This is a genomic window from Acinetobacter nosocomialis NIPH 2119, assembly GCF_000368085.1.
Classification (GTDB): domain Bacteria; phylum Pseudomonadota; class Gammaproteobacteria; order Pseudomonadales; family Moraxellaceae; genus Acinetobacter; species Acinetobacter nosocomialis.
This window is the reverse complement of record NZ_KB849239.1, coordinates 3,499,794-3,519,142: the sequence shown is the minus strand read 5'-3', so window position 1 is coordinate 3,519,142 and position 19,349 is coordinate 3,499,794. Positions and strand designations below refer to the sequence as shown.

At 39.7% G+C, this 19,349-nt stretch carries 18 protein-coding genes; 6 read left to right on the top strand and 12 right to left on the bottom strand.

Annotated features, from left to right (window positions below; all coding sequences use genetic code 11):
- Nucleotides 1-13: 13 nt before the first annotated feature.
- On the bottom strand, nucleotides 14-595 hold the full coding sequence (locus tag F984_RS20275) for an LOG family protein (RefSeq protein WP_002049746.1): 582 nt from the start codon (nucleotides 593-595) through the stop codon (nucleotides 14-16).
- 157 nt (nucleotides 596-752) lie between these two features.
- Between F984_RS20275 and F984_RS20270 the strand changes: the two genes are divergently transcribed.
- Nucleotides 753-1,766 (top strand): CorA family divalent cation transporter, encoded by a 1,014-nt coding sequence (locus F984_RS20270; protein ID WP_002049699.1) that lies wholly within the window; start codon nucleotides 753-755, stop codon nucleotides 1,764-1,766.
- Nucleotides 1,767-1,840: 74 nt separating this feature from the next.
- On the opposite strand, the gene F984_RS20265 is transcribed toward F984_RS20270, so the two are convergent.
- From F984_RS20265 to dxs, 9 genes are all read right to left on the bottom strand, one after another.
- Entirely contained in the window at nucleotides 1,841-2,128 is a 288-nt protein-coding gene (locus F984_RS20265; protein ID WP_000250997.1) for an STAS domain-containing protein, read from the bottom strand.
- 11 nt (nucleotides 2,129-2,139) lie between these two features.
- Nucleotides 2,140-2,781 carry an MlaC/ttg2D family ABC transporter substrate-binding protein gene (locus tag F984_RS20260; protein WP_002049753.1) on the bottom strand — a complete coding sequence of 214 codons (642 nt, stop codon included), beginning with the start codon at nucleotides 2,779-2,781 and terminating at the stop codon, nucleotides 2,140-2,142.
- 26 nt (nucleotides 2,782-2,807) lie between these two features.
- Nucleotides 2,808-3,491, bottom strand: coding sequence for an outer membrane lipid asymmetry maintenance protein MlaD (gene mlaD / locus F984_RS20255; protein WP_002049738.1), 684 nt, complete (start codon nucleotides 3,489-3,491; stop codon nucleotides 2,808-2,810).
- Complete coding sequence (gene mlaE, locus F984_RS20250; RefSeq protein WP_004711783.1) at nucleotides 3,491-4,267, bottom strand: lipid asymmetry maintenance ABC transporter permease subunit MlaE; 777 nt, start codon at nucleotides 4,265-4,267, stop codon at nucleotides 3,491-3,493. Before mlaE ends, mlaD begins: the two co-directional genes overlap by 1 nt.
- Complete coding sequence (locus F984_RS20245) at nucleotides 4,264-5,082, bottom strand: ABC transporter ATP-binding protein (RefSeq protein WP_004711782.1); 819 nt, start codon at nucleotides 5,080-5,082, stop codon at nucleotides 4,264-4,266. The genes mlaE and F984_RS20245 overlap by 4 nt, the downstream gene beginning before the upstream one ends.
- Nucleotides 5,083-5,207: 125 nt before the next feature.
- Nucleotides 5,208-5,378: a hypothetical protein gene (locus F984_RS22905; protein WP_002049705.1), complete on the bottom strand. Its 171-nt coding sequence runs from the start codon at nucleotides 5,376-5,378 to the stop codon at nucleotides 5,208-5,210.
- A 107-nt stretch (nucleotides 5,379-5,485) separates the two neighbouring features.
- A complete protein-coding gene (locus F984_RS20235) occupies nucleotides 5,486-7,426 on the bottom strand; it encodes a DEAD/DEAH box helicase (protein ID WP_004711781.1) in 1,941 nt (646 codons plus the stop codon).
- Between the two features lie 410 nt (nucleotides 7,427-7,836).
- Nucleotides 7,837-8,667, bottom strand: a complete 831-nt coding sequence (locus tag F984_RS20230; protein WP_002052337.1) for an inositol monophosphatase family protein — start codon at nucleotides 8,665-8,667, stop codon at nucleotides 7,837-7,839.
- Nucleotides 8,668-8,788: 121 nt separating this feature from the next.
- Entirely contained in the window at nucleotides 8,789-10,693 is a 1,905-nt protein-coding gene (gene dxs, locus F984_RS20225) for a 1-deoxy-D-xylulose-5-phosphate synthase (RefSeq protein ID WP_004711780.1), read from the bottom strand.
- 303 nt (nucleotides 10,694-10,996) lie between these two features.
- Between dxs and ribA the strand changes: the two genes are divergently transcribed.
- The 3 genes from ribA to aroE all read left to right on the top strand — a co-directional run bounded on the left by ribA (nucleotide 10,997) and on the right by aroE (nucleotide 13,643).
- Nucleotides 10,997-11,599 carry a GTP cyclohydrolase II gene (ribA, locus tag F984_RS20220; protein WP_001121170.1) on the top strand — a complete coding sequence of 201 codons (603 nt, stop codon included), beginning with the start codon at nucleotides 10,997-10,999 and terminating at the stop codon, nucleotides 11,597-11,599.
- Between the two features lie 127 nt (nucleotides 11,600-11,726).
- The gene (gene hemF, locus F984_RS20215; RefSeq protein ID WP_004711779.1) at nucleotides 11,727-12,677 is read left to right on the top strand and encodes an oxygen-dependent coproporphyrinogen oxidase; all 951 of its coding nucleotides are present in this window, start codon (nucleotides 11,727-11,729) and stop codon (nucleotides 12,675-12,677) included.
- A gap of 177 nt (nucleotides 12,678-12,854) precedes the next feature.
- A complete protein-coding gene (gene aroE, locus F984_RS20210) occupies nucleotides 12,855-13,643 on the top strand; it encodes a shikimate dehydrogenase (protein ID WP_004711778.1) in 789 nt (262 codons plus the stop codon).
- A 47-nt stretch (nucleotides 13,644-13,690) separates the two neighbouring features.
- Here the strand turns inward: aroE and F984_RS20205 are convergent, their stop codons facing one another.
- Entirely contained in the window at nucleotides 13,691-16,033 is a 2,343-nt protein-coding gene (locus F984_RS20205; protein ID WP_004711777.1) for a hypothetical protein, read from the bottom strand.
- A 257-nt stretch (nucleotides 16,034-16,290) separates the two neighbouring features.
- Here F984_RS20205 and F984_RS20200 point away from each other — a divergent pair, with 257 nt between their 5' ends.
- Nucleotides 16,291-18,114 carry an acyl-CoA dehydrogenase C-terminal domain-containing protein gene (locus F984_RS20200; protein WP_004711776.1) on the top strand — a complete coding sequence of 608 codons (1,824 nt, stop codon included), beginning with the start codon at nucleotides 16,291-16,293 and terminating at the stop codon, nucleotides 18,112-18,114.
- A gap of 71 nt (nucleotides 18,115-18,185) precedes the next feature.
- Here the strand turns inward: F984_RS20200 and F984_RS20195 are convergent, their stop codons facing one another.
- Nucleotides 18,186-18,833 (bottom strand): DcrB/PsbP domain-containing protein, encoded by a 648-nt coding sequence (locus F984_RS20195; protein ID WP_025469373.1) that lies wholly within the window; start codon nucleotides 18,831-18,833, stop codon nucleotides 18,186-18,188.
- A gap of 251 nt (nucleotides 18,834-19,084) precedes the next feature.
- Here F984_RS20195 and F984_RS20190 point away from each other — a divergent pair, with 251 nt between their 5' ends.
- Nucleotides 19,085-19,339: a PspC domain-containing protein gene (locus tag F984_RS20190; RefSeq protein ID WP_002052345.1), complete on the top strand. Its 255-nt coding sequence runs from the start codon at nucleotides 19,085-19,087 to the stop codon at nucleotides 19,337-19,339.
- The last annotated feature ends 10 nt before the right edge of the window (nucleotides 19,340-19,349 follow it).

Below are 19,349 nucleotides of genomic sequence, written 5' to 3'. Positions count from 1 at the left end.
TATCTAACCTCATTTATGGTTGAACATCCGCATTTGTCCATTTCGGAGCAGGCGGCTGATATTGTTCAAATTGCTGAAGAATATCCTCAATTTTATCCGAAGCGATCAATTTATCGGCAAACCTTGCTTGGCTAAAACCTTTATCTACAGTTCCTTGAACCATTTTAAGCAAATCTTCATAAAAGCCCGCTACATTTAGAAAAGCACACGGCTTTTGATGAATACCTAATTGTGCCCATGTCCATTGTTCAAAGATTTCTTCCAATGTACCTGCCCCACCTGGTAAAGCAATAAAACCGTCCGATAGATCTGCCATTTTGGTCTTACGCTCATGCATATTCTCGACGACATATAGTCTTGTCAGCCCGGGATGAGCTAACTCGCGATCGACTAAAGCACGAGGAATGACGCCAATGACTTGTCCACCGGCTTGTAAAGCACTATCAGCGACAACGCCCATTAAACCCGAACGACCACCACCATAAACAAGAGTTTTACCTTGTTTAGCAATAGTTTGACCGGTTAATTGAGCAATTTGTTGAAAGATTGGGTCTGAACCTAAAGATGAACCACAGAAAATACAAATTGAATTCATAGTATAAAAACCGTTTTATTGAACTGTCATGCTGACAAACTAGACTATCGACAGAGTTTTTTTTTGCAAAATAGCGTATTGGCAAGTGTTTTTCGGCAAATCCTTGTCTAAAATACACCCATCAATTTCCATCAGACTGCGTGAGGAAAAAAGACACATGCTTGAAGCCTTTTATGCCACAGAACGCGGAAGTCTGGAAGATGCCACCATCAACGGTGGATTTGATCTACATCCCGAATTAGTATGGCTTGATCTAATTGCACCCTCTCAAGAAGAACAACAATGGGTCTTAGATGCCTACGATCAGAACTTACCGACACTAAAGTCGCTAGAAGACATTTCATCTTCTGCTCGATTCTACCGTGATGATGACGGCATTTTGCATATCAGCACCTATTTTTTAACGAAAAATAAAAATTATCAGGTTGATGGAGATGCGGAAGATTCATCCCATATGCTTGCCATGGTGCAAACCGTAGCATTCATTTTACATAAAGATCGCTTATTTACTTTGCGTGGTGAGAAGCTAGTTGCATTTCGTGCATTTCGTGCGCGAGCTCGTCGTAATGACTATGAAATGGATTACAAAGATCCAACTTGGATTTTATTGGGCTTGCTTGAAGCAAAACTGGATGAGCTTGCGGATATCTTAGAAGATATCCACAAGGATCTAGAAAAATACTCTACTGAGGTGCTCAACAACCATCAACGTGAGAAGATTTTAGACCTTGATGACATGATTACCCGCTTGGCTCAACAAGAAGATATGCTTGGAAAAGCTCAACTGTGTTTAATTGATTTACGAAGAGTCTTAACGTTTTTATCTCGTCCACGTGCCTTAGGCAGTCATATCTACGATGCAGATATCCGAGAGCTCAGTGAAGACGTTCGTTCACTTGTAGAACATGATGCTTTCTTATTCCAAAAAGTACGATTCTTGCTTGATACAACGTCTGGGTTCATTAACACTGAGCAAAACGATACGATTCGTCGATTCTCGATTTTACCAAGTATGTTAGCGCCACCAATGCTGATCGCGAGTATCTATGGTATGAACACTGAAGTATTGCCTTTTGCTCATGGTAAAAGTAGTTTTATCGCAGTCTTATTAATCATTATTGGCTTTTTTATTGGCCCTATCATTTATTTCCGCTGGAAAAAGTGGATTTAAAGCCTGTCCATATTCACTAATCCTTTATATAAAAAAAGCACCTAAATTTAGGTGCTTTTTTTATCTTTGCATAATCAGACCAAATGTAGATCTTCTTGCAAATGGCAAGCTTGAATGATTTTCAGCATCTTCTCTGGAACATTTTTAAAATGTAATCCAGACTTCTGTGGCGTCTGACGTAACCATTGAACTAACACCGCCAATGCTAACGTATTACCATGCTCAAGCTGTTTTAAATCAACAATTAGAGGAAAGCTAGTCTGCTTTTTAATAATTGCCAATCCAGCTTGATATTGTTGTTCAGCATTTTCAAAATCGATTTTGCCTGAAACAACTAACTCTTGGTTAAGATACTGAACCACTCTTCACCTACTTATTTTTGTTTGTTCTGATTAACAGCAGCATCTGCATCAGGTTGGAACGTAGCAATTGCTTTATTTAAATCGCCACCATTACGCTTAACAGTTGCAGCAAACTGGTTGCGGAACTGTAATCCTAAATCAATACCAGAAACATTGATGTTACGGATTTTCCACTGCGAACCTTTGTCAGCCAACTGGAACGACACAGGAATTTTATCGCCATTGTGGTTGAAGTCTAAAGTTACAACAGGGTTTTTGCCTGCAGTCGCTTTATAAGGACGCATGGTGTAAGTCTGGTTTGTATACTTAGCAAATGCACTACCGTAATTCTCAATTAATGTATTACGGAAGTTTGTTTCAAACTGAGCACGCTGTGCAGCCGTACTATACTGATTTGTCGCATAAGTACCCATCACAATACGAGTGAACGCTTGTGAGTCAACATACGGATCTAAATTTTGACGTATGATTGATTTAACTAAAGCAGGGTTGTTTTGCAACTTGGCATGATCTGTTTTTAAACGAGCAATCAAACCATCAGCAACACGCTTAATAAAATCAGGTGGTGCTTCTGAAGGTGCAGCAAAAGCTGTACCAGCAATCATAGTAGACAAAACACTTGCTGTCAGGGTTTGTTTAAACAACTTATTCACCTGGAACCACTCCTTCAAATAATCTCTTACTCAACAAATGACGGCTGTGCGCTGCTGTCAGTACTTGCAGGAGCTTTTTCTTCTGCTGAGGATGATGAACCAGCGGCAACTTTACCTGCGCCACCACCAGTAATAAATTTACTAATTAAATCTTCTAAATCCATCGTTCCTTGGGTATTAGAAATTGTATCGCCACGTTTAAGGTAGTTAAGACCACCACCCGGTACGATTTTTAAATATTTCTCACCCAATAAACCATTGGTTGCAACCATTATATAAGCATCTTCATCAATACTGGTGATGGATGACATGTTACTGATCAGTTGCTGTTCCATTGTTTTTTGTTGCGCTGGAGTCGCTTGCGTATAATCAGAACTATAACGTAATTCGTCTAAAGCATTTTTTTGAACTTCTTTTAACTGTTCAGCATTAAAACTTGTCAGTTTTCCATCAAGATCAAAAGTTACTGTAGCTAAACGTGTAACCGGATCAAGCGTGATTGAATCAACACGACCAATTGTTACACCGCTCATCGTTACTTTAGCACGTGGTTTAAGTCCGTTAACATTATCAAACTGAGCTTTCATAGTGTAACCTTCGCTCAAGTTTGTACCCACCAAACCACTTACTTTCATCGCTAAAAAGAATAAAGCAATACCGAAGATAATGACAAAGATACCTACGGCCAGCTCACTAGTACGTGATTTCATTAAATCCCTCCGAACATGACCGCAGTCAACACGAAATCAAAACCTAAAACACATAATGAAGAATATACAACCGTCCGGGTCATTGCCGTTGCAATGCCTTCAGGTGTTGGATCACATGCATACCCTTGGAAAACAGCAATCCATGTACAAAGTAAAGCAAATACAATGCTCTTAATGATGCCATTTACAACGTCATGGCCAAATTGAACATTATTTTGCATACCACTCCAGAAGGAGCCTTCATCAACGCCAAGAAAGTCAACACCAACCAATTTACCGCCAACGATACCAATCGCAGCAAAGATAACAGTTAACATTGGCAAACTGACTATGCCAGCCCAAAGACGTGGTGATACGATTTGCTTTAAAGGGTCAACACCAATCATTTCCATACTGGCAAGCTGTTCACTTTGTTTCATTGAACCAATTTCAGCAGTTAATGCAGAACCTGCTCGTCCAGCAAATAGTAAAGCAGCAACAACTGGTGCAAGCTCACGCAGCAAGGTTAAAGACACCATAGTGCCTAGCATTGATTCACTACCAACATTGACCAATATTGAGTAGCCTTGCAATCCGAGTACCAGACCAATAAATAAACCTGATACCGTGATAATAAGTAAAGACATTACCCCTACACGATGCATTTGATAGACGAAACGTCTAAAACCGCCTGCTGAAGGTAATGAAAAAATAATTTGTAAGAGCATCAGTGCCGCAACACCAATCCCTCGAATCCGCTCAATAACGAGTCTACCTAACCAGGCAATCGTATTCATGGACGAACCTCGTTATCTAAATAAGCTTGGTGGCTAAACTGGTACTCAACCGGACCTTCTGCAGAACCGGTTAAGAACTGTTTTACAAAGGGAGAAGCATATTTTTGCAATTCTTCTGGTGTTCCTTCCCCTTGAATTTTTCCTTCTGCCACAACATAAATGTAATCGGCAATAGATAGGGTTTCAGGAACATCATGCGAAACAATAATGGTGGTTAAATCCAAAGCTTCTCGCAATGAACGTATGAGACGTGTTAAAACACCTTTTACAATCGGGTCCTGCCCTGCAAAAGGTTCGTCATACATAATTAAATCTGGATCAAGCGCAATTGCACGAGCTAAAGCAACTCGTCGATTCATACCACCCGATAGCTCAGTAGGCATAAGCTGTTCTGTTCCACGCAGGCCAACAGACTCAAGCTTTAAAGCGACCAGTTCAGCAATCAGATTTTCAGAAAGCTTTGTATGTGCACGAATTGGAAAAGCGACATTTTCATACACCGACATATCGGTAAATAAAGCACCACTTTGGAATAGCATTCCCATACGCGCACGCGCTGCAAACAATTCCTGACGTGACATTTGAGCAATATCTTTACCATCAAGCAAAACTTCACCATGATCAGGAACAAGCTGCCCACCAATCAGACGTAATAGAGTCGTTTTACCTGTACCAGATGGTCCCATGATGGCCGTAATCTGGCCTCGACGTATATTTAAACTAATATTGTCATAAATGACGCGTTCCCCTCGATTAAAACTCAAATTTTTCACTTCAATGAGTGACTGAGTCGAGAGAGGAGTTTTATTATTCATAATGGCAATCATTCCTGCACTTTTATGCCCGCATACTATAACACTGAATTTTGAGAATCTTGTTGTAATTTTGACAAAAGCGAAACAAGCTCATTCATCAATATGAGCTAGATTTTGAAAGAAATTTACTGATTGAGAACTTGAAACTGATCTACGAAATGGCCAGTTAATAAAGCATAGGCAAAATAGATTCCATTACACAAAGCGAGTGCAATAAAAAGGTATGGCAAACCATGTTGAAGTAATAATTTACTCAACCATGCCAAAGAAGTCTCTTTTCGCTTACTTTTACGCATTATTACAATAAATGTTGAACTATTTCACACTTTGTTATTTTATAACAAAACTGAAAAATAAAAAAGGCCAGTATGTTAACTGGCCTTTTTTTTAAATCTTTTTAAGATTAACGGTCGAATTTACGACGACGTTCACCACGAGATTCTTGATTAAAATGTTCTTCACGAACTGCGCGACGTGGACGATCTTCACCACCAAAACTACGTTTTGGACGGTCACCGAAACCACCTTCACGACGTGGACGATCTTCGCCACCGAAACTACGTTGTGGACGGTCACCAAAACCGTTTTCACGACGAGGTTTATAATCTACGCGATTACCACGGTTGTCATCATTTGAATCAAAACGAGGCTTATCGTTAAAACCACCTTCACGACGTGGGCGATCAGAGTTGAACTCACGACGTGGACGGTCTTCACCACCAAAGCTACGTTTTGGACGATCTTCAAAACCACCTTCACGACGTGGACGGTCAGAGTTGAACTCACGACGCGGACGATCTTCACCACCGAAGCTACGTTTTGGACGATCTTCAAAACCACCTTCACGACGTGGACGGTCAGAGTTGAACTCACGACGCGGACGATCTTCACCACCGAAGCTACGTTTTGGACGATCTTCAAAACCACCTTCACGACGTGGACGGTCAGAGTTGAACTCGCGACGCGGACGATCTTCACCACCGAATGGGCGATCACCACGTGGTTTATCATCAAAGCTACGACGCGGACGGTCATCACGACCACCTTCACGGCGTTTGAAGTTACTTTCGCCTTCAAAACGACGACCACCGCCGAAACCGCCACCACGACGACCATCACGACCACCGTTGCCGCCACGACCACGACCACCGCCATCACGACCTGAACGAGCAGGAGGTGGAGATGGCTCTAAACCTTCAATTTCAGAAACACTTAAACGTGCTTCTAAATATTCTTCAAGTGCACGAATCTTACCGCGCTCACGATAAGTCGCTAAAGTAATTGCCTGACCTGTACGACCCGCACGACCTGTACGACCAATACGGTGTACGTAGTCTTCATGCTTCATCGGTAAGCCGAAGTTAATTACGTGTGAAATTGTTGGAACGTCAAGACCACGAGCAGCAACGTCAGTTGCAACTAAGATTTTTGCACGACCTTCACGGATACTACGTAAACGACGGTTACGAACTGTTTGTGGCATTGCACCGTGAAGTGCAACAACTGAATGACCTGCTTCAGCAAGTTCTTCGGCCAACATATCAGTGTCTTCTTGAGTGCTTGCAAAAACTACAGCTTGATCTAAGTTTTCATCACTTAACCAATGTGTAAGTAATTTTTTCTTATGCTCAAAACCATCAGTCCAATGCAATGTTTGCGTAATATCTGTATTGGTTGAATGACCTGTTTCAATTGCAATACGCATTGGATCTTTCATCATGCATGCTGCAAGACGAATAATACGATCAGCAAATGTTGCAGAGAACATTAATGTTTGTTTACGGTTAGCCGCTAATTCGCTGATTGCCTCTAAGTCTTCAGAGAAACCTAGGTCAAGCATACGGTCCGCTTCATCAACGATTAAAGCATCTACTTGATCTAATTTAATTTGACGACGGTTTACCAAGTCAAGTAAACGACCTGGAGTTGCAACAACAACTTGCGCGCCTTTTAACTGTTGAATTTGTTTAGCAAACGGCATACCACCCATAATGGCAGCAATACGAACACCTTTCATGTGACGTACAAATGCGATTGCATCTTGGCTTACTTGTTGAGCTAATTCACGAGTAGGAGAAATTACCAAAATATTTGGTTGAGTTACAGCTTTCATGCGTTCTTTGAACGGAACGAAAGTTTCTTGACCTGCCAAGTTATTTAATGTCGGCAACAAGAATGCAGCAGTTTTACCAGAACCAGTCTGGCTAGAAACTAAAAGGTCTTTACCTTCTAAAGCTGCAGGAATAGATTGTTCTTGCACAGGAGTCGGGGTAGTAAAACCTAAACCTTCAAGCGCTTGTTGTAAGGTTTCATGCAAAGAAAATTCGGCAAAAGTTTTGCTCATAGAGAGTTTCACCCTAATGGGTGCTCCATTTTTAATAAGTACAAAATAGACATCGGCACAAAGCGGCAAAGCAAAATTAGCTGAACCTTATTATTCAGCGGCAATCCGAGTAACGACGATGTGGATTAAACGCACGCTTGATTACGGCCGAACCTGAAGAATCGCTGAGCGATCGGGGCGCAAGAAATGGTCCTCTCTATGGACAGCGTGCGCTTACAATGAATAGAACAGAATGTTCAGGTAATGAACGGAAATTTAAGTGCGTGGGCGGATTATAGCAGAAAGAATTTAAAAGTCATGTGTTTTAATCAACTTTATCGTTATTTCTATTATTATTTCTATTTTACCGATCATTAAAAAATTAAAACCCTCTATAAAAAGAGGGTTTTAACTCACAAAGCGTTTCTCAATTATTTTGCAGCTTTATCCCAAGCAGGAACTACTGTTTGCATTAATGGTTTTAGCATTTTAAGTGAACAAGCAAGCACTTGACCATTTTCAAGTGAATCATTTCCACCACGAGCATCAACCACTACACCGCCTGCTTCTTTAATAATAAGTTCACCAGCAGCGATATCCCATGGTTTTAAACCAAGTTCAAAGAAACCATCGAAACGACCAGCAGCAACATAAGCTAAATCTAGAGCAGCTGAACCACCACGACGGATTTGAGCACCCGCTTGAGTAACAGCTAATAATGAAGCAAAGTGCTGCTCTGCATAAGATACGATTTCACCAGCACGTTTAGCACGATAAGGATGGCCTACTGCCAAGAACGTATTTTCTAAGCTATCTTTTACATTTACACGAATACGGCGTTGGTTCATCACCGCACCACGACCGCGACTTGCAGAGAACAATTCGTCACGTACAGGGTCATAAATTACGCCGTGTTGAGTAACGCCTTTGTGTTGAACTGCAATAGAAATACAGAAATGAGGGAAACCATTAATAAAGTTTTGCGTGCCATCAAGTGGGTCAATTACCCAGCACCAGTCTGCATCGTGGCCTTTGCCTTCTTGCAAACCGAACTCTTCACCTAAGAAGCTATGGTTTTTATAACTTTTACGTAATGTATCAATCGTTAATTGTTCTAAATAACGATCTACACGTGTTACAGGACCATCAATGCCTTTTTCTTCAACTTGCAAATCGAGTTTATGACGATTTTGATGCGCTTTTAAAAGCTCTTGACCAACTGTTTGAGCCGCACGCGCAGCCATCACCACCATAGGTTCCATTGAACACCCACTACAATACAAATTTGAAGATTTTGACAAAGAATAATGCATAAAAGCGCATACATTTTAGCAAATGAATGCGCTTTATGGGAAAAAATGTTTCAAAAATTTTATTAACGGATTAAACGACCTGATTTTGCTTAAGCCAAGCTCTCTCAATTGAGTTCAAAATACCTTTCGCATCTAAACCACAATCTTGCAGCATTTGATTATGTGAAGCCTGATGCAAGAATGAGTCTGGCAAACCTAAGTTAATGATAGGTTTAACAATTTGCTCTTGTGCCATAAACTCATTTACTGCACTACCTGCTCCACCCATAATCGCATGTTCTTCAACTGTCACGAATAAATGAGTATGTTCAGCCAAGTCTCGAATCATTTGCTCATCAAGCGGTTTTACAAAGCGCATATTTACAACACGCACACCAACATCGTGTTTTTGTGCAAGTTGCTCGGCAGCTTCTATAGCAACCATGACACGGCTACCAAATGCTAGAACTGTAATTTGCTCATCACTATTTGGTTTAATTTCTGCAACAATTTCAGCTTTACCTAATTCAAGAACCGACATTTCTTTTTGAATTTCGACACCCACACCTGCACCACGTGGATAACGTACTGCGGCAGGGCCATTATAGGCATAAGCTGTATGAAGCATTTGACGACATTCATTTTCGTCTTTTGGCGCCATAATCACCATATTCGGTACAGTACGCATATAGGCGTAGTCATATGCACCTGCGTGTGTTGGGCCATCTTCACCCACTAGACCGGCACGATCAATACCGAAAGTTACATCAAGATTTTGCAATGCAACATCATGAATAAGTTGATCATAACCACGCTGCAAGAATGTCGAATAAATTGCAACAACAGGTTTTAGTCCTTCACATGCCATACCAGCTGCAAGTGTTACGGCATGCTGCTCTGCAATTGCGACATCAAAGAAACGCTGTGGGAATTGCTTGGCAAACTTAACCATGCCCGAGCCTTCACACATAGCAGGTGTGATCGCAAGCAACCGCTCATCTTGAGCAGCTTCATCGCATAACCATTCACCAAAAACATCCGAATACTTTGGTGGGGCTTTCCCGCCTGAAGTCGCATTAATTTTACCAATCGCATGGTAAGTAATCGGGTCAGCTTCAGCAGGAGCAAAGCCTTTGCCTTTTTTAGTATAAACGTGAACTAAACGTGGACCTTTACGCTTTTTAAGTGCATTGAACACTTGAACCAACTGATTGACATCGTGCCCATCAAATGGTCCAAAATAATCAAAACCAATTGCTTTAAATAGGTTATCTGCAGCATCGGTTGCCGATTGGTGTAATCGAGAGTTATAGGTCCATTTTGGATGTGGCTGGATATAAGCTTCACCGTGTTCATTTACATTGACTAAATGACCTTTTTCCCAAATTGCAGCTAAATGCTTAGCGAAGCCACCAGTACTGCAAGAAATGGACATGTCATTGTCATTGAGTACAACAATCAAGTCAGCATCATGTGCAACCGCATCATTCATAGCCTCAAATGCCATGCCTGCTGTCATTGCACCATCACCTACGATACAAACAACTTCACATGGGTCATTTTGATAACGGCGTGCAAGTGACATACCTAGGCCAGCTGAAATCGCTGTTGATGAATGCCCTACCCCAAAGGTATCAAAAACCGATTCTTCTCTGGCAGGGAAAGCTGCTAATCCATTTTTTGAACGGATAGTTGTAATTTGTTCACGGCGACCAGTCAGGATTTTATGTGGATATGCTTGATGTCCTACATCCCAAACTAACCGGTCATTTGGTGTATTAAAACAATAATGCAGCGCAACCGTCAGCTCAACCACGCCGAGGTTAGCACCGAAATGGCCACCACTCTGGCCTGCTGCATATAAAATATATTGACGCAACTCATCAGCCACTTGAACCAGTTGGCTATGCTCGAGCTGACGTAATTGTTGAGGATGATCAATTGCATCTAACAATGGCGTAACAGGGCGTTGAGTTGGAATTTCGGTATACAACATATGTGGCAAAGCCTTTATAAGCCTGGCAAATCCTAAGCTGGGTCAAAATGGGTCGATCATACAATCGAATGAAGTCACCTTCAATCAGCCACATTTGCGAACGAGATCATGCAAAGCAGTCTCTCATACATTATGGGTATGGTTGGCAGATTATCCTGAATAATCTGACTATTTATCAACTATTATCGTCTTCTTTATACAAAAAAGAAAACCTTAGTGTGCAAAATGATTATGACAATTCGACCAATCTCCCAGCATTACGCTATACTTTAAACCGTTTTCGGTTAAAAGATGAGTTAATCTGTGCCTATAGAGTTCATTGCAACATCAAAACTCCCGACCGCTTTTGGTGAATTCAATATTTCTGTGTTTCAAGATCCAGCAACAGGTGAAGAACATGTGGCACTTTCTAAAGGGTTAGAAAATCCGCCAACAGGCCCTGTTTTGGTTCGTGTACATTCTGAATGCTTAACAGGTGATGCTTTTGCGTCATTAAAATGTGATTGTGGCCCACAATTACAAGCCACTCAAAAACTCATCAATGAAGCAGGACAAGGTGTAATTTTATATTTACGCCAAGAAGGTCGTGGAATTGGTTTAACCAATAAAATTCGTGCCTATGCTTTGCAAGATCAGGGTCACGATACAGTAGATGCCAATTTACTACTGAATTTACCTGCCGATGCACGCCGTTACGATATGTGTAGCATTATGCTCGATCACTTAAAAGTAAAAGAAGTGAAGTTAATTACCAATAATCCTTTGAAAATTCAGGCACTCAAAGATCAGGGTATTAATGTCGTAGATCGTGTACCGTTAACTGTCGGCCGCAATCCTTTTAATGAACAATATTTAAAAACCAAACGTGAAAGAATGGATCACCTTTATCAAAAAGATGATTTTTGATTCCAATTCCAAAATTTAAAAACAATATTTAAGGGATTTTTTTAAGATTTAGAAAAAATCCCTTACTTTTTTTATGGTTTTATGTTTTGATGTATTTAATTTATATCAATCATCTTTGAGGGTCATTATGCAACATCCGACTTCCACAGATATTCAACGTGTCCGCGAATTTCTCCTCGATTTACAAGCTCGTATTTGTGCTGGTTTAGAACAACAAGAAAAAGCTGGCGGTGGTACGGCAGAATTTATTATTGATGATTGGGAACGCCCTGAAGGCGGCGGCGGTCGTTCACGTGTGCTGCAAAATGGTACAGTGATCGAAAAAGGTGGTGTGATGTTTTCTCACATCAACATTAGTAAACTTCCTGCGTCTGCTACAGAACGTCACCCTCAAATTGCAGGGGCTAAAGCTCAGGCACTAGGTGTTTCTTTAGTTATTCATCCTAAAAACCCAAATATTCCGACCTCTCATGCAAATGTCCGTTTATTCGTTGCAGAACGTGAAGGACAAGATCCGATTTGGTGGTTTGGTGGTGGTTTTGATTTAACGCCATTTTATCCAGATGACCAAGATGTTTTAAATTGGCATCAAGCTGCTTACGACCTATGTAAACCTTTTGGTGACAATGTTTATGCTGAACATAAGCAATGGTGTGATGATTACTTTTATTTAAAGCATCGTGATGAACAGCGTGGTGTGGGTGGCTTATTTTTTGATGATTTAAATTGCTGGGATTTCGAAACTTGCTTTAAATATATTCAAGCTGTAGGCAATGGTTATTTAAATGCCATTTTGCCAATTTTCGAAAAACACCGTGAACAGCCTTATAGCGAAGCTCAACGAGAATTTCAGCTTTATCGCCGCGGTAGATATGTTGAATATAACTTGGTTTATGACCGTGGTACGTTGTTTGGATTACAAACAGGTGGCCGTATCGAGTCTATTTTAGTCAGCCTACCTAATTTAGCTGCATGGTCTTATCGTCCTGAATGGGATGAAGACTCTCCAGAGAAGCGTTTAACTGACTATTACTTAAAACCTCGTGATTGGTTAGGTTTAAAAGAAAAAGTCGCTTAATTTTTTGTTTTGGGGATTCTTTGGCTTCCACCCTAAAGAATCTCCTTTTTTGATTTCAATTTTCCTTCCTTCATTCAAATATTTTTTCTTGTGTTATTTTGACTTATAGTGAGGCCTGCTGAATATTCAGCATAGGCTTTATCTGCTTTATGCCATTTTAAAATTTTGGATACAAGAATGACCAAACAGTTTGCAGTAATTGGCAACCCGATCGAACAATCACGCTCGCCTGAATTGCATCATGCTTTCGCTCAAAAAACAGGTGTTGATCTAAACTATCAAAAACGTCTCGCTCCTCTAGATGGTTTTGAGTCAAGCATGCACAGTTTCTTTGCAGAAGGCGGCAGAGGCATGAATGTTACTGTTCCCTTTAAAGAGCAAGCTTTTGCTTTATGTGATGTTTTAACCGAGCGTGCCCAAATTGCTAAAGCTGTAAATACCTTGTGGATGGAAAATGGCAAATTGCATGGTGACAATACAGATGGCCAAGGCCTAGTCGCCGCAATACAAGCTTTAGATTGGAACTTAGAAAATACAACTATTTTAATTTTAGGAGCTGGTGGTGCAACTCGTGGTGTCATTTATCCACTGGTACAGGCTGGCGCTAAAAAGATCGTCATTGCCAACCGAACCCTCGCTCGTGCAGAACAACTTGTAGATGACTTAAAAACAGCAGTTCCACAAGCCCAATTACAAGCAATTTCTCTAAATGATTTAGACGGCGATTTTGATATTATAATTAATGCAACTTCTGCAAGTCTTTCAGGTGATGCTTTACAACTTCCTGAAAAATTACAGTTCAAATATGCGTATGAAATGGCTTATGGCAAACCTTCTAGTTTCCTTGATCAGGCGAAACAGCGTAATGTGCCTTATGCAGAAGGTTTTGGTATGTTAGTAGGCCAAGCCATCGAAGCTTTTTATATCTGGAATGGTGTAAGACCAGAGTTGAAAGATTTCTTATAAACAAAAAAAGAACCTACTTAAAGTAGGTTCTTTTTTTATCTCATTTACTATTTTTTAGCAGCGACCATTTGCTTATAAACATCTCGGAAAATTTCATAATCAATAAATTCATTATGTTCAGGTTTTAACTTCTGAATTGTTTTTTCCGTAAGCTGTTGTTTACGCGCGGCCACATAAACGTTTCCTAAAATATCAGCTGTTTCTGATAACAAATGCTTTTCTTCAGCAGAAACACCATTTTGTTTTTCAAATTCTAACTGATACTGCTTTGAGAACAGTTGGGCTGGCTGTTTATATTGCTTTTGTAGTTTCTGCCAAGCTTCACGCCCTGCTTTACCTTGCATAGTCTCTATTACAATATGATCTACAGCACGCCCTAACTCATGGTCAAACTGTTCATCCTGTTCAAGATGATGCTTTTTCTGTAAAGCAGTAATACGCTCTAAAGCTTTTCCTTGAGGGTTATAGGTATCTTCTTCCGAGAACCAGTAAGCATAAACCTCTGCAATTTCTTGTAGCTGTTGAACAGAGTAATATTTGATATATGACGGTTTTTCAGCTGTTAATTTGGCAATAAATACTGCTTTATAAGTTTTGTCATAAGCATGCGTTGCATCATAGGTTTTATCAGCCAGTACAGCCAGATTTGCATCTAAATCTTGTACATCACTATGTGTGCCTACCGGATGCTCTAAAACATCACCTTGTCCAAGCTTTTCTCCAAAACCTTTAATAAAGTTTTCGAGCATAGAACCTTTACTTGCTTCAGCTACAGACTTGGCCTGTTTAAGCTGCTTTTGATCAATTGAGGTTGCTTTACCGTAATTTAAAATTTGCATATCAGCTTTAATATTAAAGCTATGTTTAAACTCGGCTGGCGTATAAGCAACATCATAGGTCATGTTCACTGCACGACCTTTATCATCTAAAGCCACATCAATCGTGATTGGATTTCTTTGCTTAGGTAAAGCTTGCTCAATCTCGGCCTTGTGTTTTAGCCATAAAGCTTTGAATGCTTCATCATTGATAAACTGGTTTTGGTTATAAGCTTCAAAAGTTTGTTTTAAAGCATCTCGGCGAGACTTGGTTTGAACTTTTTCAGCACTTGCAGCACTCTGGTCTAGCACATCAATGCCATAAACTTGGCAATAATTAATATCACCTAAAGCAACCGGTTTTTTCAGTGACTTTAATTCAATACATTGATCTTCGGTAAGTGTTACAGCGTCTTCACCTTGTGCATCCTGTACACCACCTGCAGCTGCTTCTTCACTGACATCTTGATCTTCAGAAACTGATGCATCTGCTGCTGCCGGAGCTTGTGCTGCCGCACTTAAATTGTCTTCACCTGCATCATTTGATGAAAGGCCACCATCAAAGTGTGCATTGATTAAACTATATAGTTCCTGACTTACAGCAGCGGCATCATCAGAAGAAACCTTTTGTTCTTCTTTATTAACAGCGCCTTTTTTCGCTTCAGAAGCGGCAAGCTCTTTTGCTACTTTTTCAGCCATTTTTTGGTTATCAAAACCTAATACACTTTTTTGAAGATATTTATCATTGACCTGACCATACAGCTCAACTTCTAAAAGCAACTCTTCAATGGTGGTTTTCAAACGAATTTTGTCAACTGCCCCAGCCTTACGATCAGTCTCTGTCAAAGATACACGTTGTAAGTTTTGCGGGTCAGCCAAACGATAAGAAACCGCGCTAGAAGCTTTAAGATATTCAATAAACTTCTTCGTATCGACATTTTTAAAGAAGTCTTTATATTTTGAAAAATCAATATAAGCCAAATTATTTTGATTTTCTTTATTGACTAAATACGGCATTAAACCGAAGTAATTTACGTAAAACTTATAATTTTCCAGATCAAGCACCATTGGCAATTTTGCCTGAACCAATAGCGTTGGTTTTTCATATCTAGCAGTAAGGTTAAATGAACCCATTTTTTGACGGTAATGAATTGAGCCGTCATAGCTAAACTGAAGATCATTCAATAAATTAATTAATACGGCATTTACTTTTTCAGAACGTGCTGAGGGCCCCAAATCACCTTGTTCATTTGCAATAGCTGCATATAAGGTCTGTTTCTGAGCTTTACTTAAACCAACTTTTTGCTCACGTAAATATTGATCAACTTTCTTTTGTAATTCGGCATCAAGTTTTGGACTATTTTCAGCTTTTCCATTTTGCTTTATTTGTGATGGATCAACCGTGATTTTAAAATTTCCGCGATAGTCATAACTTGGATATTCATACATCGCATTAACGCTTTGAATGGCCTTTTGCTCTAAATTCGCAGATGCCACTTGTGGACGCACGCCGTGTTGTGCACATGCAGTCAAGCCCAAACTAAATAAACATAAACTGAGATATTTTAAATGCATAACCTTTTTTAAAACCTTATCACTTTATCTTTTTAACAAAACTTGCTAAAAATAAAAAAATTAGTTGTTTTTTCACATAAAAGTATAAGACCTGACTTTATCAGAAAATATAATTTCCAGTGTATTTATTTTCGACAAAATTCGCTTTTCTGACATTCTTTTCGGGTGTGATTAACATTGTATTTTTATCATGCGAGTGAATAATCAAATCATCGATTCAGATAATCCCACAATGTCTTACAATTAGGATTAAAGCCATGCCAGCATATAAAGCTCCCCTACACGATATCCGCTTCTTAATGAATGAAGTATTAGACTATCCTGCTCACTATAAAACTTTATCAAATGGTGAAAGTGCAGATCCAGATACTGTAGATATGATTCTTGAAGGTGCGGCAGATTATTGTGAAAACGTACTCTCTCCCCTTAACCAATCTGGCGATGAAGAAGGTTGCTATTTTGACAATGGCGAAGTGAAAACACCAAAAGGTTTTAAAGAAGCTTATGACCAGTTTGTAATGGGTGGCTGGCAAGGACTTTCTTATCCTGAAGAATTTGGTGGCCAAGGCCTTCCAATGTCTTTAAACCTGATTAAATCAGAAATGATGGGTACAGCGAACTGGTCATTTACCATGTATCCGGGTTTAAGCTCAGGTTGTATGAATACGATTTTGCAATTCGGTACAGATGAGCAAAAACAAACCTATATGCCTAAACTTGTTGAAGGTACATGGAGTGGCACAATGTGCTTAACCGAACCTCAATGTGGTACAGACTTAGGTCAGGTAAAAACTAAAGCTGAGCCTCAAGCTGATGGTACTTATAAAATTTCTGGTACAAAAATCTTCATTTCTGCTGGTGAACACGATTTAACTGAGAACATTATTCACATCGTGCTTGCACGTCTTCCAGATGCACCAGCAGGTACACGCGGTATTTCTTTATTTATCGTTCCTAAGTTTATTCCAACCGCTGATGGCGGCGTAGGTGAACGTAACACGGTTAGCTGTGGTTCAATCGAACATAAAATGGGTATTCGTGCTTCTGCAACGGCTGTATTGAACTTCGATAATGCAACAGGTTACCTCATTGGTGAAGTAAACAAAGGCCTACATGCCATGTTTACCTTTATGAACACTGCGCGTATTGGTACTGCAGTTCAAGGCATTGCACATGCTGAGTTATCTTTCCAAGGTGCTCTACCTTATGCCAAAGAACGTATGTCTATGCGTGCCCTTTCTGGTAAAAAAGATCCAGATAAAGTGGCTGATGCGATTATTCACCATGCTGATGTACGTCGTATGTTATTAACTCAAAAAGCGATCGCTGAAGGCGGTCGTTCAATGATCTATTACGCAGCACAGCTTGCTGACAAAATGACAGACGCTTTGACGCGCGGTGACCAAGCTGCATTTGAAGATTATGATGACAAACTTGGTTTCTATACACCAATTTTGAAAGGTTTCTTGACCGAGCTTGGCCTAGAAGCTGCTAACCACGGTATGCAAGTGTATGGTGGTCATGGCTACATCAAAGAATGGGGTATGGAGCAAATCGTACGTGATGCTCGTATTTCTACTTTATACGAAGGAACAACTGGTGTTCAGGCACTCGACTTGATTGGTCGTAAAGTGTTGTTAAGCTCAAAAGGTAAAGTAGTGCGTGAATACACTGCTGAAATCTTAAAATTCTGTGCAACACATGCACGTAATAAATACTTACGTCGTTTCGCTTGGGATTTAACAAAGCTTTGTGCTCAATGGAACACTTTAACTGTTCGTATCATGCTTGCTGCACGTAAAGACCGTGATATCGTATCTTCTGCTTCTGTAGATTTCTTGATGTTCTCAGGCTATGTCATGATGGCTTATTTCTGGGCTCAACAAGCCGTAGTTGCTTCTGAAAAATTAGAAGCAGGTGACGGTAAAGAAACTCCTGAATTCTATAAAGCAAAAATTAAAGTTGCTGATTTCTACTTCGACCGCTTATTACCACGTGCACAAGGTCATGCAGAATCAATGGTAACGACTTCTCGTACACTTACTTCATTACCAGTTGAACACTTTAGCTTCGACTATTAATAATAAGTAAGTAGTAAAATAAAAAAGAGCGCAATTAATATTGCGCTCTTTTTTATTGAATTAAAATAACTTTATTCTTTATTAAGTACATAAGCTTTTGTAGGAACAAAATAGTTTTGTTCTAAAAACTCACGATTTTTACCATAATCGCTATAGAACAGTTTTTCTAAATTTACGATTAATTTCTGTTTCGAAATAATATTGAAGTAGAAGTTAACATCTGATGTTGGACACTGAATCTTTAACTCATGAGCAGCAGAATCAACTTTCCACTTTAATGAAGGACATAATCGATTGATGACTGCACTTTTTGCCCCATCTTTATTACTGATTCGCCCAAAATGAACAACGTTCCAATACGCAGTGCCATCAGGTAATAAGTTTAAAATATATTCCGCTTCACCTGTTTCACAATCGGCAAAATTATCTTCACATGAAATACGGGTATGATAGCGACCTGCATATTGTTGATCTGATTCAGATATTTTAGATGTCTGATCTGGTGCACCATCGGGTAAAAAAGTTCGCCCTGCTGCATCATCCAACGTTTTAACTGCAGTCGTACTTTTAACTAGACTATTATCATGTTTAGAAGTCGTTGCTAACGCTGAGTGATCCTTAGAATCGGCATGATTTGCATCACAGGCACTCAGCGCCATACATAAGATGGCTGCCAAACCTAAATATTTAATTAAAAGACCAGACCACTTCAAAGACATATACATCATTCACATACAACAGCAATGTGACTGTTCAAATTATGATTTAAGAACACTACCATTACTGCTACAAACACTTTTAGCCCCGAAAGGGTGCATTTTAGTAGATGTTGCTTTCATTCATTTAAATCATTTACATATTTTAACTATTTTTAATTTTATCGGACTTTAATTAGTTAATTTTGTCGCCATATTTCTATTAACCAAGGGAAATAACAAACCTTGTCATTTATATATTTGAGGAGAACTACATGACCAATTCTGGTTTATATCGCTCGAACCGACAAAGCATGATCGCCGGTGTAATGGGCGGTATTGCTGAACGTTTTGGTTGGAACGCAAATTTATTACGCATTATTTTCGTATTGGTCTCGGTAATGAGTGCGGCTTTCCCAGGAATTTTAGTCTACTTGGTTTTATGGTTAGTTATTCCGAAAAGACAGCCTGAACAAGTCCAAGGTTATCAACAACCTGTTCGTACTGTACGAGAAGAACAAATACATTAAATCACTTAGT